This is a genomic window from Telluria sp. ZB2R32 (assembly GCF_059685715.1).
The window spans coordinates 842,809-858,999 of sequence record NZ_JCASIG010000002.1; the positions used below are offsets into that span (position 1 = coordinate 842,809).

Annotated in this window: 18 protein-coding genes and 1 riboswitch; of the genes, 8 read left to right on the plus strand and 10 right to left on the minus strand. The window is 63.5% G+C overall.

Going from position 1 to position 16,191, the window contains the following annotated elements:
* Nucleotides 1-8: 8 nt before the first annotated feature.
* The 3 genes from recN to AC56LG_RS08765 form a co-directional block, all read right to left on the minus strand.
* Complete coding sequence (gene recN / locus AC56LG_RS08755; protein WP_497165704.1) at nt 9-1,673, minus strand: DNA repair protein RecN; 1,665 nt, start codon at nt 1,671-1,673, stop codon at nt 9-11.
* 37 nt (nt 1,674-1,710) lie between these two features.
* Nucleotides 1,711-2,613 (minus strand): NAD kinase, encoded by a 903-nt coding sequence (locus AC56LG_RS08760; RefSeq protein ID WP_497165705.1) that lies wholly within the window; start codon nt 2,611-2,613, stop codon nt 1,711-1,713.
* A gap of 130 nt (nt 2,614-2,743) precedes the next feature.
* Entirely contained in the window at nt 2,744-3,721 is a 978-nt protein-coding gene (locus AC56LG_RS08765; protein ID WP_497165706.1) for a DUF3667 domain-containing protein, read from the minus strand.
* Nucleotides 3,722-3,865: 144 nt separating this feature from the next.
* Between AC56LG_RS08765 and AC56LG_RS08770 the strand changes: the two genes are divergently transcribed.
* The 5 genes from AC56LG_RS08770 (at nt 3,866) to AC56LG_RS08790 (ending at nt 7,740) form a co-directional block, all read left to right on the plus strand.
* Nucleotides 3,866-4,177, plus strand: coding sequence for a hypothetical protein (locus tag AC56LG_RS08770; protein WP_497165707.1), 312 nt, complete (start codon nt 3,866-3,868; stop codon nt 4,175-4,177).
* Nucleotides 4,178-4,190: 13 nt separating this feature from the next.
* The gene (locus tag AC56LG_RS08775) at nt 4,191-4,622 is read left to right on the plus strand and encodes an OsmC family protein (RefSeq protein WP_497165708.1); all 432 of its coding nucleotides are present in this window, start codon (nt 4,191-4,193) and stop codon (nt 4,620-4,622) included.
* A gap of 229 nt (nt 4,623-4,851) precedes the next feature.
* Entirely contained in the window at nt 4,852-5,265 is a 414-nt protein-coding gene (gloA, locus tag AC56LG_RS08780; protein ID WP_497165709.1) for a lactoylglutathione lyase, read from the plus strand.
* A gap of 64 nt (nt 5,266-5,329) precedes the next feature.
* Nucleotides 5,330-5,481, plus strand: a riboswitch (FMN riboswitch).
* A gap of 121 nt (nt 5,482-5,602) precedes the next feature.
* Complete coding sequence (gene ribB, locus AC56LG_RS08785; RefSeq protein ID WP_497165710.1) at nt 5,603-6,247, plus strand: 3,4-dihydroxy-2-butanone-4-phosphate synthase; 645 nt, start codon at nt 5,603-5,605, stop codon at nt 6,245-6,247.
* A gap of 167 nt (nt 6,248-6,414) precedes the next feature.
* A complete protein-coding gene (locus AC56LG_RS08790; protein ID WP_497165711.1) occupies nt 6,415-7,740 on the plus strand; it encodes a hypothetical protein in 1,326 nt (441 codons plus the stop codon).
* A gap of 85 nt (nt 7,741-7,825) precedes the next feature.
* On the opposite strand, the gene AC56LG_RS08795 is transcribed toward AC56LG_RS08790, so the two are convergent.
* The 5 genes from AC56LG_RS08795 to AC56LG_RS08815 form a co-directional block, all read right to left on the minus strand.
* Complete coding sequence (locus AC56LG_RS08795) at nt 7,826-9,184, minus strand: TolC family outer membrane protein (RefSeq protein ID WP_497165712.1); 1,359 nt, start codon at nt 9,182-9,184, stop codon at nt 7,826-7,828.
* Nucleotides 9,185-9,224: 40 nt separating this feature from the next.
* Nucleotides 9,225-9,548: a rhodanese-like domain-containing protein gene (locus AC56LG_RS08800; RefSeq protein WP_497165713.1), complete on the minus strand. Its 324-nt coding sequence runs from the start codon at nt 9,546-9,548 to the stop codon at nt 9,225-9,227.
* 11 nt (nt 9,549-9,559) lie between these two features.
* Nucleotides 9,560-10,213, minus strand: a complete 654-nt coding sequence (locus AC56LG_RS08805; RefSeq protein WP_497165714.1) for a protein-L-isoaspartate O-methyltransferase family protein — start codon at nt 10,211-10,213, stop codon at nt 9,560-9,562.
* Nucleotides 10,214-10,373: 160 nt separating this feature from the next.
* Nucleotides 10,374-11,036, minus strand: coding sequence for a TetR/AcrR family transcriptional regulator (locus AC56LG_RS08810; RefSeq protein ID WP_497165715.1), 663 nt, complete (start codon nt 11,034-11,036; stop codon nt 10,374-10,376).
* Between the two features lie 92 nt (nt 11,037-11,128).
* Nucleotides 11,129-12,025: an SDR family oxidoreductase gene (locus tag AC56LG_RS08815; protein ID WP_497165716.1), complete on the minus strand. Its 897-nt coding sequence runs from the start codon at nt 12,023-12,025 to the stop codon at nt 11,129-11,131.
* 136 nt (nt 12,026-12,161) lie between these two features.
* Between AC56LG_RS08815 and AC56LG_RS08820 the strand changes: the two genes are divergently transcribed.
* Entirely contained in the window at nt 12,162-12,419 is a 258-nt protein-coding gene (locus AC56LG_RS08820) for a YkgJ family cysteine cluster protein (RefSeq protein ID WP_497165717.1), read from the plus strand.
* Between the two features lie 112 nt (nt 12,420-12,531).
* Here the strand turns inward: AC56LG_RS08820 and AC56LG_RS08825 are convergent, their stop codons facing one another.
* Together AC56LG_RS08825 and AC56LG_RS08830 are read right to left on the minus strand one after the other, a co-directional pair.
* Nucleotides 12,532-12,738 carry a hypothetical protein gene (locus AC56LG_RS08825; RefSeq protein WP_497165718.1) on the minus strand — a complete coding sequence of 69 codons (207 nt, stop codon included), beginning with the start codon at nt 12,736-12,738 and terminating at the stop codon, nt 12,532-12,534.
* A gap of 65 nt (nt 12,739-12,803) precedes the next feature.
* Nucleotides 12,804-13,220: a hypothetical protein gene (locus tag AC56LG_RS08830; protein ID WP_497165719.1), complete on the minus strand. Its 417-nt coding sequence runs from the start codon at nt 13,218-13,220 to the stop codon at nt 12,804-12,806.
* Between the two features lie 256 nt (nt 13,221-13,476).
* Between AC56LG_RS08830 and AC56LG_RS08835 the strand changes: the two genes are divergently transcribed.
* Nucleotides 13,477-14,322: an undecaprenyl-diphosphate phosphatase gene (locus tag AC56LG_RS08835; RefSeq protein ID WP_497165720.1), complete on the plus strand. Its 846-nt coding sequence runs from the start codon at nt 13,477-13,479 to the stop codon at nt 14,320-14,322.
* A gap of 27 nt (nt 14,323-14,349) precedes the next feature.
* Entirely contained in the window at nt 14,350-16,173 is a 1,824-nt protein-coding gene (recQ, locus tag AC56LG_RS08840; protein WP_497165721.1) for a DNA helicase RecQ, read from the plus strand.
* The last annotated feature ends 18 nt before the right edge of the window (nt 16,174-16,191 follow it).

Here is a 16,191-nt window from a genome sequence, read left to right on the forward strand (position 1 = left end):
CCAAAAGTTCAGGACGCCAGCAACTCCCGCGCATGCTTGCGCGTCGTCTCGGTAATCTCGATCCCGCCCAGCATGCGCGCCACTTCTTCCACGCGCGCGCGGTTGTTCAGCACTTCGATGCGCGACACGGTACGGCCTTCGCCGGTCGTGCCCTTGGCCACCTGGAAGTGTTGATTCGCCTGGCTCGCCACCTGCGGCAAGTGGGTCACGCACAGCACCTGCCGTTCCTGCCCCAGGCGTTTTAACAAGCGTCCGACCACCTCGGCCACGCCGCCGCCGATGCCGCTGTCGACCTCGTCGAAGATCAGGGTCGGGGTCGTGGTGGCGTTCGAGGTGATGACGGAGATCGCCAGCGAGATGCGCGCCAGTTCGCCGCCCGAGGCGACCTTGGCCAGCGGACGCGCGGCGACGCCGGCGTGGCCGGCGACCAGGAATTCGACGGCCTCGAGACCATGCGCGCCCGGCTCGGCCGGATTGAGGCCGACTTCGAAACGGCCACCGCCCATGCTCAGTTCCTGCATCGCGTTCGTCACCTGCTCGCTCAGTGCGCGCGCCGCCTTGATGCGCCGCGCCGACAGACGGTCAGCCACCTTGCGGTAGGCAGCTTCCGCCTTTGCTTCCTGACGTTTTAGCCCTTCCATGTCGCTGGCGTCGGCCAGCTGGCGCAGCTTGGCGGCGAGGGCCGCGTGTTCTTCGTGCAGTTCTTCCGGCGTGACGTGATACTTGCGGGAAGCGCTGTGCAGTGCGTCCATGCGCGCATCGACTTCGCGCAGGCGGCCGGGGTCGAGTTCGACTTTGTCGATGTAGCTGTTCAGCGCGTACACCGCTTCCTGCAGCTGGATGCGCGCCGGTTCCATGCAGTCGAGCACGGTCTGCAGTTCGGCGTCGACGTCGACCAGCTTACCCAGCTTGGTGTTCAGCGAACTTAGCTGCGACAGGATCGGGTGGTCGGATTCGGAAATCGCGGCCAGCGCTTCCTGCGCGCCTTCGATCAGGCTGGCGGCGTGCGACAGGCGGCTGTGCTCGTTCGTGATGTCCGTCCACTCGCCGGCTTTCGGCGCCAGTTTATCCAGCTCGCTCACCTGCCATTCGAGGCGCTCGCGCTCGATCAGGACGTTCTTGGCATTCGTTTCGTACTCTTCGCGCTGGCGCGACAACGCGCGCCAGGCACGCCAGGCGAGCGCTACTTCCTGCGCTTCGGCGGCGGCTTGCGGGTCGCGCACGGCGATCTGGTTGTCGAGCAGGGCGCGCTGGGCATCGGCTTTCAATAAACTCTGGTGTGCGTGCTGGCCATGGATGTCGACCAGCATTTCTCCCAATTCGCGCAACTGGCTGGCGGTGGCGGCGATGCCGTTGATATAGGCTTTCGAGCGGCCGGCGTTGTCGATCACGCGGCGCAGCAGCGCGCCGCCCTCTTCCACCGCGAACTCGTTCTGTTCGAGCCAGCTGGTGGCTGTTTCCGTGAGCGCGAAGTCGGCCGTGATGTCGGCCTTGGCCGCGCCTTCGCGCACCATGCTGGCGTCGCCGCGCCCGCCCAGGGCCAGCTGGAGCGCATCGATCAGGATCGATTTACCGGCGCCGGTCTCGCCGGTGAAAACCGAGAAGCCGCGGGCGAATTCGAGTTCGATGGTGTCGACGATGACGAAGTCGCGGATGGTCAGTGTGCGCAGCATGAAAAAAGGGGTCTCCCGGGATTTTTTGGAAAAATTTTTATTTCAATTTGCCGTCGTTCGACGGATATTCATGCCAGTGCAGCTTCTCGCGCAGCGTGTGGTAGTAGCTCCAGCCTTCCGGATGCAGGAAGGTGATGGTATTCGGCGAACGCGAGATGACGATCTCGTCGCCATGCTGCAAGGAGGCGAAAGTCTGCATGTCGAAATTCACCGAGATGTCGCGTCCGCTGACGATCTCGACCACGATCTCGCTGGTGTCGGGGATGGCGATCGGCCGGTTCGACAGCGCGTGCGGGGCGATCGGCACCAGCACCACGCCCTGCAGGCTCGGGTGCAGCAGCGGCCCGCCGGCCGACAATGCGTAGGCGGTGGAACCGGTCGGCGTCGAGACGATGAGGCCGTCCGAGCGCTGGTTGTACATGAAGTGGCCGTCGACCGTGACGCGCAATTCCGCCATGCCGGCGCCGCTGCCGCGCGCCACCACGACGTCGTTGACGGCCACGCCGCAATAAATCATTTCGCCGCCGCGCATGACGCGCCCTTCGAGCAGCGTGCGCTTTTCGGCGGTGGCCTTGCCTTGCAGGATTTCGCCGAGCGCGGGCAGCATGCGCTCGACCGGGATGTCGGTAATAAAACCGAGGCGGCCGAGGTTAATGCCGATCAGGGCGATGTCGTATTGGGCAAGCTGGCGCGCGATGCCGAGCATGGTGCCGTCGCCGCCCATGACGATGACCAGCGGCACCTGCGCGCCGATCTCGGCCACCGTCATGGTCTCGACGCCGGGCATGCCGAGGTTAGCAGCCGTGTCCGCCTCGAACACGACGCGGTGCCCGGCTTCCTGCAGGAAGTCGACGATGCTGGCGACCGGCTCTTCGATGCCGGCCGTATTTTGCCGCACTACCAGCGCGATGATCGATTGCGATTCGGGTGTAGCGGGCATAAAGGTCTCTCGGCGATGGATGGGCGAACACGCTGGAGATTAACCGATAATCCCGGCCGCTGCCACCCGGCCGCGCATCAAATACTGTACAAAATCACAGTATAGAGGTGACCGGGGCGGAACCGCAAGATCAGGCGATCACGGCCAGTGCGGCGGCTGCAACAATCGCCAACACGATACAGAAAAGATGCATGCTTCCCAGCACGATCCAGCGCAGCGCGGTCAGCAAGCGTCCTCCTCCATACACCTTGCGCATCGCGGTCGGCAGATAGAAGGCCAGCCACAGGAACAGCGCCGTGCCGAGCAGGGGAATACTCTCGGGCAGGACCAACAGCAAACTCAGCATCAGGAAAGCAAACGCGTTCGTGTGCAGCGCGAACAGCAGGTGTTCGCCGTAGCGGCGGCCGGAGCCGAGATAGAGCAGCTTGAGCAGTGCGGCGAACACCGGCATCAAGAGGAAGATCGCGTAGGGCGCGTAGCTGGAAAAGGCGCGCTGCAAGGCGGCATTGCGCTCGTGATCCGGCAAGCCGAAGAAATGTCCGACCTTTGTGCCGAGCGCCGGATGAATCGATGCCGCTTTTTGCGCCAGCTTGCTGCCGTCACCCTCGTCGAATTCGATCAGGCTGTCGTGCTTCGAACGCTTGCCGCGCACCTCCCCGTCACTGTCCTCATTCGCTTCGGCACGCGGCGTGAGCACGGCGACCTTGTCTTGCGCCGCATCCGCTTGTGCGCTGGCCTGCACTTGCACCGGTGGAGCCGGCGGCGCATCCGAGGTGGCATTGCCGAAATGGTTGCCGCCAAGTTTAAAGATGGCAAAGAAGATGATGCTGAAGCTCAGGTACAGGCGCAGCGGTTCGACATAGCGCGCGCGCTTGCCTTCGATGTAGTCGCGCGTCAGGCGGCCCGGCCGGAACAGCAGCAACACCACCGACTTCCACAATTTCCCTTCCAGCGCGACATAGTGCGCGATGAATTCGTGCAGGAATTCGCGCGCACTCGGCACGTGCAGGTGCGCCGCCTGGCCGCAGCCCTGGCAGAACTGGCCGGCAATGTGGGCGCTGCAATTCGGGCAAACGGTGGCGTGGTCCAGCAGCAGGTCGTTTTTCACGGCAGGTTCCGAAAAGATGACGAACAAACAAAGGGCGAATACAGCATGGTAACTATTTAATTGCAAAAAAGCATTATCCAATTGCGCGACTCGCGTCCGAATGACACGTTAGGATTCATGCAAGAGTCAGCAGAGGAGAACCATATGGTTATCGAAACCAAAGATCGCTTCGTCAACACCGATGCGAAGATTGAAAACGACGGCATGAAGCGCCAGCCGCACGAGCGCGACGAGTCGCCCGACGGCCAGGACACCGAGCCGCGCGGCATCATCAAGCAGGCCGCCGAAGACCTGGCCCAAGGCCTGGTCGACACCGACCTGCGCAACACGCCCGGCATCAGCGAAGCCGTCGAACCCGAAGCCGGCGCCACTGGCCAGGCCAACCCACAACCCGACCGCCATCGCTCGATGCGCGATCACGATTCGGTCGAGCCCGTTCCGGGCAAGAACCGCTGAAAGGACTATTCACATGACAATCAAACGCAACGGCAGCGCCGTCTGGAGCGGCGGTTTAAAGGACGGCAAGGGCGCCGTCTCGACCGGCAGCGGCGTGCTGAAGGATTCGCAGTACGGTTTCAATACGCGTTTTGAAGATGGCCCCGGCACCAACCCGGAAGAACTGATCGGCGCCGCGCACGCGGGCTGCTTCACGATGGCCCTGTCCGGCCAACTGGGCCAGGCCGGCTTGACGGCCGAGGAACTGCGCACTACGGCAACGGTGTCGATGGAAAAGGTCGAGGGCGGCTTCTCGATCACGGCCGTGCACCTGGACCTGGTGGCAAGAATCCCCGGCGCCAGCCAGGAAGCGTTCGACAAGGCAGCCCAGACGGCCAAGGAAAACTGCCCGGTGTCGAAGCTGCTCAATGCCGAGATCACGCTGACGTCGCGCCTCGAAAGTTAAGGAGGTAGGGTGGGCCGGGCCACGAAAGGCACTCGTGCCCACGCGGGATCAGCGGTCGATCTGAAGCGCAAATGAGCGTAGCCGCAATGCGTATGCAAGCATCGCTGTTGTTCACATGCCGTACCCGTGGGCACAAGTGCCCACCCTACGGTACAACGACCGCATCGGCAAAAATTGTTCCAAGCGCATAAAATTACCGCTTTCAGAACCAACCAGAAAGACACCACCCATGCGCTTCCTGCACACCATGCTCCGCGTCGGCGACCTGCAACGCTCGATCGACTTCTACACCAACGTGCTCGGCATGAAACTGCTGCGCACCAGCGACAATCCCGAATACAAATACAAGCTCGCCTTCCTCGGCTACGGCAGCAATCCCGAGCACGCCGAACTCGAGCTGACCTATAACTACGGCACCGACAGTTATGACATGGGCACCGCCTATGGCCACATCGCCATTTCCGCCGAAGACATCTACGCCACCTGCGACGCCGTACGCGCCGCCGGCGGCAACATCACGCGCGAACCGGGTCCGGTCAAGGGCGGCTCGACCGTGATTGCCTTTGTTACCGATCCGGATGGCTACAAGATCGAGTTCATCCAGCGCAAGGACGATGGTGCACCAGGCGGCTTGAGCAACTAAGCCCCCTCCGGCAGCATCGCGCCGATGCTGCTACAATCCACTTTGCCTGGTTTTCAGGCAACAATTACGTCTTCGGGGCGGGGTGAAATTCCCCACCGGCGGTAGGACCGGCAACGGTCGAGCCCGCGAGCGCCTGTTTTCATCCTGAAAACAGGGTCAGCAGATCTGGTGCGATGCCAGAGCCGACGGTCATAGTCCGGATGAAAGAAGATGTGCGTTATTGCGTGTGAAGCACGTGCGTGCTCGCCAGCCTGCCTGGCGGTCCGCCGGCGTGCTCGCGCGTGCCTTCGCTTGCCCTGATGCGTTTTTCGCCAACTTATCGCGAGGAGCGTTTCACATGTTAGTCAATACCACCACCCTCTACAGTCCTGACCTGGACGGCCGCATCGCAGCAGCACTGGCCGCAACCCAGGCCGGCATCCCCGTCATCCTGCTCGACGACTTCGACCGCGAGAACGAAGCCGACCTGATCGTTGCCGCCGACAAGCTGACCGTCGACACCATGGCCCTGATGATCCGCGAATGCAGCGGCATCGTCTGCCTGTGCCTGTCGGCCGACAAGGTACGTGCGCTCGAACTGCCGCCGATGGCCGCCGAGAACGGCAGCCGCTACGGCACGCCGTTCACGGTCTCGATCGAGGCGCGCGACGGCGTCACGACCGGCGTCTCGGCCCAGGACCGCGTCACCACGATCCGCGCCGCCATCGCCGCCGATGCCAAGCCGGAACACCTGGTGCGTCCGGGCCACGTGTTCCCGCTGCGCGCCACGCCAGGCGGTGTGCTGGCGCGCGCCGGCCATACCGAAGGCTCGGTCGAGCTGGCGACCATGGCGGGCCTGCAGCCGGCCGCCGTCCTCTGCGAACTGATGAACCCGGACGGCAGCATGATGCGCGGCGACGCCATCGAACGCTTCGCCGAAGAGCGCGGCTTCCCGATCCTGACGATTGCCGAGCTGATCGAGTGGCGCAAGCGCCAGGCGTAAATAAAGCATTGGCATGAGCAAACGGCGCTGCGGCGCCGTTTTTCATGTGGGAAATTTTTGTACATCGTCACCAATCCGTTTGACCGGCGCCAAGCAAACTCTTCAATGGACGAACGAACGCAGGCGTGCGTCCTAGACTGGACCGTCAACTCGTCAATGGAGGCGTCATGTTCACTTTCCGGTCAGTCAGCACAACTTTCCGTCCCGCTCATGCCGCGGCAATCGCGCTGGCAGCCGTGCTCGCCGGCTGCGGCGGAGACGGTGGCCATGGCGGCGGTCATGGTGGCGGCAATGGCAATGGCGGTGGCGGCGGTGTATCGCCTCCGGCGCCAGCGCCAGCGCCAGCGCCAGCCCCGGCGCCAGCCCCTGCACCCGCGCCGGAACCGGCACCGGCCAATCCGCCGCCGCAGGCCGATCAAGGCCCCGTCTACGATTTCATCGCCCTCGGCCTGCCCGGCAGCACCTATGGCGACATCGGGCGCTACGGTCTCACCCATAACAACTGGGTCGCGGGCACCTCGTACGACGCGGCAGGCAATCCGCGTGTCTTCGTCTTCAACGGCAAGACCAATGTCGATATCGGCACCTTCGGCGGCAGCGGCGGCCGCGCCTTGTCGATCAACCGCTGCGGCCAGGTAGCGGGCTGGGCGCTGACGGCAGCCGGCGTGCCGCATGCATTCTTCTACGACGGCACCAAACACGACATCGGCACGCTGGGGGGCGCGGATTCCTACGGCTATGCGATCACCACCTGCGGCAGGGTGGCGGGCTGGGCCAGCACGGCGCAAGGCGAGACCCACGCTTTCTACTACGACAGCAACGGCATGCGCGACCTCGGCACCTTCGGCGGCAGCGCCTCGTATGCACTGGCCTTGAATAGCGTCGGGCAGGCGGTCGGCTATGCGTATGGCCCGAACAACGCCTGGTTCCGCGCCTTCCTGTACGACGCCCGCACCGGCGCGCCGATCCAGGACCTCGGCGCACTGGGCACCAGTTCGCTGGCGCGGGACATCAACGATGCCGGCCAGGTCGTCGGTTATGCCCGTGACGGCTTCGGCCCGCTGCGCGCCTTCCGCTACCAAGCCGGAACCATGCACGACCTGGGCTTGCTGCCCGGTGCGGAAGGGGCGGAGGCGCGTGCCATCAATGCCGCCGGCCACGTCGTCGGTTACGCCTATTTTGCCGGCGGCCGCCACGCATTCCTGCACGACGGCAGCACGCTGCGCGACCTGGGCACGCTCGGTGGCAGCAACTTTTCCGATGCGGTCGCGATCAATGCCGGCGGCCTGGCGGTCGGCTCGTCCGTGAATCCCGCGGCCGGGGCCGAGCACGCGACCGCATGGGGTCCCGGCTACGGCATCGTCGACCTCAACGAGCGCGTCAAGGAGTTGCCGGCGGGGACAGTGCTGGTGACGGCGCTGGCGGTGGCGGACGACGGCGCGATCGTGGTACGCACGAATACCGGACTGGGATTGCTGCGTCCGCGTCAATAAGCAGCGCAACAACGAAAAACGGCGCCCCAGCGGCGCCGTTTTTTATTTGCATCCCGTGTTCAAGATGCAAATTTTGTATGCACGTTTATTTTTGCAGCAGGTTATTCACCGGCACCAGGTCCGCTTCGCGCAGCGAGCCCGACGCGGCTTTCAGACGCAGGCCGTTCAGGATCGTGTTGTAGCGCGCGCGTGCCAGGTCGGTGCGGGTCGAGTACAACTGGCGCTGGGCATTCAGGACGTCGATGTTGATGCGCACGCCGACCTGGTAACCGAGCTTGTTCGACTCCAGCGCCGACTGGCTCGACACCTCGGCTGCCTGCAGCGCCTTGACTTGCGCCAGGCCGCTGTTCACGCCAAGAAAGGCCTGGCGCGCCTGCAGGGCGGCATTGCGGCGCGTCGTTTCGAGGTCGTTGCGCGCCCGGTCTTCGAGCGCGATCGCTTCGCGCACGCGGCTGGTGACGGCAAAGCCGCTGAAGATCGGCACCGTCCATTGCACGCCGATGGCATTGCTGCGGGTGTCGCCGGATGCGCCCGAGATGCGGCCGTTGACGTCGCGGCGCGAGGAGCTGGCGACCAGGTCGAGCGTCGGCAGGTGGCCGGCGCGGTTTTTCGAGATGTCGCGCTTGGCCGACTCGAGCGACAGTTGCGAGACCGTCACGCCGTAGTTCTGGCTCTCGGCCGACGACACCCAGGGATCGACGTTGGCCGGCTGCGGCGGCGACAGCGTGACGCCGCTCTGCAGCGGCGCCAGCGTGCCCGGCTCGGCGCCGATGATCATCTGCAGCATCGTGCGGCGGTTTTCCAGCTCGTTGACGGCCGCGAATTCCTGCGCCACCACCAGGTCGTAGGCCGCCTGCGCTTCGTGCGTGTCGGTGATGGTCTGGGTGCCGACTTCGAAGTTGCGCTTGGCCGAGGCCAGCTGCTCGGTCACGGCGCTTTTCTGGGCACGCGTCGATTCCAGCGTGTCCTGGGCCGACAGCACGTCGAAGTACGCCTGCGCCACGCGCGTGATCAGGTCTTGCTGGGCCTGCGCGAACTGGGCTTCGGCAATTGCCTGCGCCAGCTTGCTTTGCTCGTAGGTCTGCCAGCGGTCCCAGCGGAACAGCGGCTGGCTCAGCGCCAGCGTGTAGTCGTTGGTGCGCAGGTTCGAGCCGCTGGCGCCGACCACGGTCGGCACCCCGCCCACGACAACCGTCTGGCCTTCGTTGAACGGCGAGAAATCGCTGTCGTTCTTGGTGATCGCGCCCGACAGGCCGACCGTCGGCAGCAGTCCCGCCCTCCCCTGGGTGGTACGCTCACGCCCCGCCGCGAGCGAAGCACGCGCGCTGGCATAGGTGGCGTCGTTGGCCAGGGCCTGCTGGTACACCTGGATCAGGTCGATCGCGTGCGCATTGAGCGATACGAAGGCGCTGGCCAGCAGCACGGCGATGAGGGGTTTCTGCATTGCGGTCTCCGTCGGAGTCATCAAAAGTTGAGGAATCAAGTCAATACTTCGGCATCGCCGGATCGACCTGCAAGGCCCAGGCGTGTATCCCGCCCGTCAAATTCGTTACGTTCTCGAACCCGTTGCGTTCGAGGAAAGCGGCTACCTGCATGCTGCGTGCACCGTGGTGGCAGATGCAGACGATGTCGCGGTCGTCCGGCAATTCGCCGGCGCGGATCGGTACCAGGTGCATCGGGATCTGGGTCGAGCCTGCGATACGGCAGGTCTCGAACTCCCAGTTCTCGCGCACGTCGAGCAGGAGCGGCTGTGGCCTGGCGTCGTCAGCCAGGCGTTCGGCCAGCTCGGGTGCGGTCATGTGTTGCATCGCGCGTCCGATCAGAAGGTGAAACGCGACGCGGCCGGGGCGCCCGACAGCATCTTGACGTTGGTCTCGAATACCGTGACCGTCTCGTAGGCGGCCTCGGAAACGCGCGTCACCAGCACGCATTGCATGGCCGGCGCCTGGCCGACGATGGCGGCGATGCGGCCACCGACTTTCAATTGTTTCAGGAAGCTTTCCGCCATGTTTTCCAGGGCGCCCGAAATCACGATCACATCATAGGGAGCGTCCTTTTCCCAGCCGTTGGCGCCATTGCCCTCGACCACGGTGACGTTCTGGATGCCGGCGCGGGCGATGTTCTGTTCGGCCAGCGCCTTGATTTCCGGCGAGATCTCGACCGTGGTCACGTGACGCGCTTTATGCGCCATCAGTGCGGCCATGTAGCCCGAGCCGGCGCCGATTTCCAGCACGTGCTCGTGTTTTTGAATCTTCAATTCTTGCAGGATGCGCGCTTCGATCTTCGGATTGAACATCGCTTCGCCGCCCGGCAGCGGGATTTCCACGTCGGCAAACGCCAGGTTCTGGTAGGACTGCGGCACGAACTGTTCGCGCTTGACCACATGCAGCAGGTCGAGCACGTCCTGGTCCAGCACGTTCCACGGACGGATCTGCTGTTCGATCATGTTAAAGCGGGCTTGTTCGATATTCATCTCAATACTCGGTGGAAAGGAAATAATCCGATATTTTATCGTTGAACTGCCATCAAGCGTGCATCTTATCGGGATGCCATCAGGATCGCGCGGAATTGCGACAGTCTGCAGTTTGGGAGGGGTGAACGCCGGGAATCCGGCGCCATAGCGTTGCCGGTAGTTACGCGCCGGCTTGCGTAGCCTTGCAGTCCGGCGGCAGCAGGCCGTAGAGGGCCATGTCGAGGAAACTGGCGAGAAAGGCTTGCGGTTCGAGGTCGCCCCGTTCGCAGGGGCCGACCGAATGCTTCCAGGTGACGAGCATGAGCATCGGCGCCATCAGCACCTGCGTCATCTGGGTGACGTCGATCGGGCGGAACTCGCCGCGCGTGATGCCGCGCTCGAGCATGCTGGAAATCATGCGCGTGCCGCGGTTGATGACCTCGATCTGGTAAAACTTGGCCAGTTCCGGGAAGTTACCGGCCTCGGCCATGACGAGCTTGATGATGCCGGACGCCTTGCTGGCGCCGATCCGGTCCCACCAGTCCATCAACACCTTGCGCAGCAGGTCGGCGCTGTGGCCCTCGAATTCGGCGACCGAGGACTCGGCCGCGCCGATCACGGGCACGATACTGTTGCGCACGACGGCCTTGAACAGCTCTTCCTTATTCTCGAAATACAGGTACAAGGTGCCTTTCGAGACGCCGGCGCGGCGCGCCACGTCTTCCAGGCGGGTCGAGGCGAAACCGCGCTCGACGAACAGGTCGATCGCGGCCGCCAGCAGTTCATGCGGACGAGCATCCTTGCGGCGCTCCCAGCGCGGCTTGGTGTCAAAGGAACATTCCATGCTTCTGCCCGACAACATAGTATTAAGTCATCGAATATAGACCCGGGCTCTGGGGTAGTCAAGCACGCCGCACTTCGACACCGGTACAGCTCTCAGGGCGCCTTGCCGCCGTACCCGTAGATACGCCCGCTCGAGCCGGGCTTGAACAGGGTGCCGGCGGGATCGCGCGGGGCGGCATCGGTTTGCTGGCGTGGCGCCTGGAACACGGACAGCACGTCGACCACGCCCGGCAGCAGTTTTTCCATGGCCACGTCGAAGCTGGCGACGGCGCCCACCTTCAAGCTGCGCGTCGGCGTGGTGGCTGCCTGCAGGATGGCGTCGGCCACCTGGTGCGGATCGAGGCGCGGCGCCGGCAGCTTCGGTTCGTGGGCGAGGTAATTGCGCGCGTGCTGGGGCAGCGGCGTGTCGACCGCGGTTGGTTCGATCAGGGAAATCGAGACCGGCGCGCCATCCATGTGCTCGATTTCGATGCGCAGCGCATCCGTGAATCCTTTGACGGCATGCTTGCTGGCCGAATACATGCCCTGCAGCGGAATCGCCAGTTCCGACGCTTCGCTGCCGACGTTCACCAGCGCGCCGCCCGTCATGCGCAGGTGCGGCAGCGCCGCCAGCGAACCGTTGACCATGCCCCAGAAATTGATGTCGAACAGGCGCCGGCTGTCGGCTTCGGTGACCTCGTCCAGCCGGCCATAGATCGTGCTCCCTGCGCAATTGACCCAGGTATCGATGCGGCCGAAATGGGCGATCGCGCGGCGCGCCACCTCATCGACCTGGGCGCGGTCGGACACGTCGGCCACCACGTGGATGGCCGCATGGCCGCCAGTGGCCAGGCCGTCGGCGATGGCTTCGAGCACATCGCCGCTGCGCGCCACCAGCACCAGCGTCGCCCCGCGCTGGGCGGCGTCCTGGGCCGTGGCCAGGCCGATGCCGCTGGAGGCGCCGGTAATGACGATGACTTGCTGGTCGAGCGGCTTGAGCGAACTTGCCATTGTAAAGACTCCGGTAATGAACGGTTGGGTCAACGATAGCAGGATCGATTCGGGGGCAGCGCCCGCCTGTTGGCGGCATGCGTTTGCACGCGCATTTGCACGTTATACTGTGCGGTCCCTTTTATGCCCTCGCCCGATGAACTGCCGCGACCATTGCGGTGCCTGCTGCACCGCGCCCTCGATTACCAGCCCGCTTCCCGGCATGCCCAACGGTAAGCTGGCTGGCGTGCGTTGCGTGCAGCTCGACGACGAGAATCGCTGCCGCGTGTTCGGCAAACCCGAGCGGCCGGCGTTTTGCGGCGGCTTGCAGCCGTCCGTCGAGATGTGCGGGAACGATCGCGGCCAGGCGATGGTCTGGCTGGAGGAACTGGAGCGGGCGACGGCGCCGGGGTAAGGTTTGCTCGCGGACGTGAGATTGGTGCCTGTGACGACCGGTGGGCATGCCCACCGGAATTCAACCTACCGATAACCTGACAGGCCCCCACGTTCAGCAGCAAGCCAGGCTGTTATTTCTCACCCTCATCCTGCGGCATCACCAAGCCGCGCACCTTCGCCCGCTTCTTCTTTTTCACCGTCGTCGAGATATCCTGCCCCGGCTTGATGGCTGGCGGCGGCGCCACCGGCAAGGGAAAGCCGAGGAACACCATGATCAGTAGGATCGGCAGCAGCAGATAAAACAGTGGCCGGCGCCAGTTGAGTTTTTGTTTCAGCATTGCCAATAGATGCGTATTGACAATGCGTGTTCAAGTAGCGCGCCCCTGTTTATTCGATATGCACGTCAGGCCGCGCGTTGGTGGCCGCTGCGCTTTTTCTGCTGCACATGGGCGAACAGGGCGCCCAGCGTCATCCGTTCGTCCCAGACATCGGCCAGCGCCACGTCGTAGCGGTTGCGCAATTCGCTGGCCAGGCGCTCGACTTCCTTCGATTCCGGAATCCACTTGGCGGGGTTGAGCGCACGATACACGCCCAGCAATTGATCGTCGGGACGGAACTTCTGGGTTTCGGTAGCGCGGAAGGAGAATGCGTCGGCGAACAGCGACAGAAATTCGCCGATTTGCCGTTTCGAGGCCGAGGGAAAGGCGCGGCGCCACAGGCGGGCCTGGGAAGTACGTGCACGGAAAGGATTGGGGATCTGTCCGATGGCAAGGGCGGACCATGCAACCGCCAGCAAGACTAGGATTGCAACAATACTCATCGTTGAACGGCAGAGTGAATCATGAACCCAGTCTAGCACGCGATTGGCGGCGTGGCGCATCGGTGTGCATATTGTGCAAACGCCGAAACGGCCTGAACACGGTATTAAAACCTCACTCTTTCCGCCATAAAATTCAGTGGCCGCCAATGCCTGGCTCGACGGTTAGACCCTTGCTCGTGGTAAGCTTCGACCCCGCGCAATTCTTCCGCGTCACAGATCGTTCCGCAGTTCGACCCAACAACAGATAAAGCATTTCATGGATATTCTTCTCGCCATCAAGGCGATCATTATGGGCCTGGTCGAGGGCTTTACCGAGTTCCTGCCGATCTCTTCCACCGGGCACCTGATCCTGGCGGGCAGCCTGCTGAATTTCACGGGCGAGAAAGTCAAAGTGTTCGAGATCGCGATCCAGGCCGGCGCCATGCTGGCCGTGATCTGGGAATTCCGCGAGCGCATCGCGCGCGTGTTGAGCGGCATGTTTACGGAACGGCGCCAGCAGAAGTTCATCGTCAACGTCGTCGTTGCCTTCCTCCCAGCCGCCCTGCTCGGCCTGGTGTTCGCCAACGCCATCAAGGCCGAGCTGTTCAAACCGGTGCCGGTGGCGCTCGCCTTCATCATCGGCGGCCTGGTGATCCTGTGGGTCGAACGCCGCCCGAAGGGCGTGCAACAGGGCCTGCCCCATGCTGCGCGCGTCGAAACCGTCGACGACATGACCTTATTGGATGCCCTGAAAATCGGCTGCGCCCAGGCCTTTGCCCTGATTCCCGGCACCAGCCGCTCGGGCGCCACCATCATCGGCGGCATGCTGTTCGGCCTGTCGCGCAAGGCAGCCACCGAATTCTCGTTCTTCCTCGCCATTCCGACCTTGCTGGGCGCGACCGCCTATTCGGTCTACAAGGAGCGCGCCCTGCTGTCGATGGCCGACCTGCCGATGTTCGGCCTCGGCGGCCTGTCCGCCTTCATCTCGGCCTTCCTGTGCGTACGCTGGCTCCTGCGCTACATCAGTTCGCACGACTTCACGATCTTCGCCTGGTACCGTATCGTGTTCGGCATCATCGTGCTCGTCACTGCGCATTACGACCTGGTGCACTGGGCGGAATAAGCCGGCGGCAATACTAAAATTCTTATCATGACCACCGAACTGGAAGCGCGCGCCCTACACCTGCTGGAGACCGTCTTCGGTTACCCGGCTTTCCGCGGGCAGCAGGCCGACATCGTCAACCACGTTGCCAGTGGCGGCGACGCCCTCGTGCTGATGCCGACCGGCGGCGGCAAGTCGCTGTGCTACCAAATTCCTGCACTCTTGCGCGAAGGGGTGGGCGTGGTCATTTCTCCGCTGATCGCGCTGATGCAAGACCAGGTCGACGCCCTGGAAGAAGTCGGCGTGCGCGCCGCCTTCCTGAACTCGACCCAGACCTTCGAGGAAACCCTGCGCATCGAGCGCCTGGTGCGCACCGGAGAGATTGACCTGGTGTACGTGGCGCCCGAGCGCCTGATGACGCAGCGCTGCCTCGACCTGTTCCACGATTCGCGCATCTCCCTGTTCGCGATCGACGAAGCGCATTGCGTCTCGCAATGGGGCCACGACTTCCGCCCGGAATATATCCGGCTGTCGATCCTGCACGAGCAATTTCCGAATGTCCCGCGCATTGCGCTCACGGCCACGGCCGACCAGCAGACGCGCGACGAAATCGCGCACCGCCTGCAGCTCGACGACGCCCGCAAATTCGTCTCGTCCTTCGACCGTCCCAACATCCGCTATTCGATCGTCGAAAAGACGACCGGACGCAAGCAGCTGCTCGACTTCATCAGCACCGAACACCCGGGCGACTCGGGCATCGTGTATTGTCTGTCGCGCAAAAAGGTCGAGGAAACGGCCGACTTCCTGAACGAACACGGCATCCGCGCCATGGCGTATCACGCCGGCATGGAGCATGCAAAGCGCGCCGACAACCAGGCGCGTTTTCTCCGCGAAGAAAACATCGTGATGGTGGCGACGATCGCCTTCGGCATGGGCATCGACAAGCCGGACGTGCGCTTTGTGTGTCACCTGGATCTGCCCAAGAGCATCGAAGGTTATTACCAGGAGACGGGCCGCGCCGGACGCGACGGCGCCCCTGCCAGCGCCTGGATGGCCTACGGACTCCAGGACGTGGTGCTGCAGCGGCGCATGATCGACGAATCCGAAGCCGACGAAACGTTCAAGCGCGTGCTGTCGATGAAGCTCGACGCCATGCTCGGGCTGTGCGAAACCTTGTCTTGCCGACGCATGCGCCTGCTCGATTATTTCGGCGAGCGCTCAGGGCCGTGCGGCAATTGCGATACGTGCCTGATTCCGCCGGTGAGCTTCGATGCCACCGTGCCGGTGCAAAAACTGTTGTCGACCATTTACCGGGTCGACCAGCGCTTCGCCGCCGGCCACGTGATCGACGTGTTGCGCGGCGTGCAGACCGACCGCATCAGCCAGTGGCACCACGATTCCTTGTCCGTGTACGGCATCGGCAAGGACATGGGAGAACAGGAATGGCGCGCGCTCGTGCGCCAGACCATTGCGCTCGGCCTGATCACGGTCGACCATGAATCCTATAGTTCGCTCAAATTGACCGACGCCGCGCGTCCGGTACTCAAAGGCGGGCAAAAGGTGCAGTTGCGCCAGTACCAGAAACCAGTAAAACCGAAGCGCGCGTTTACCGCGTCCAAGGGCGGCTACGAAGAACTGGAACTGTCGAAATCCGAGCAAGCCCTGTTCGAGCGCCTGCGTTCCTGGCGCATGGGCGCGGCGCGCACGCATGGTGTGCCGGCGTATGTCGTGTTCCAGGATGCGACGCTGCGCGAAATTGCCAAGGTCAAGCCGACTTCGCTCGATCAATTGCGCGGCGTAACCGGCGTAGGCGAAAAGAAACTGGTTTCTTACGGCGACGACATCGTCGGCATCATCAACGACATGCTGTAGCACCCGCCGCAGTACACA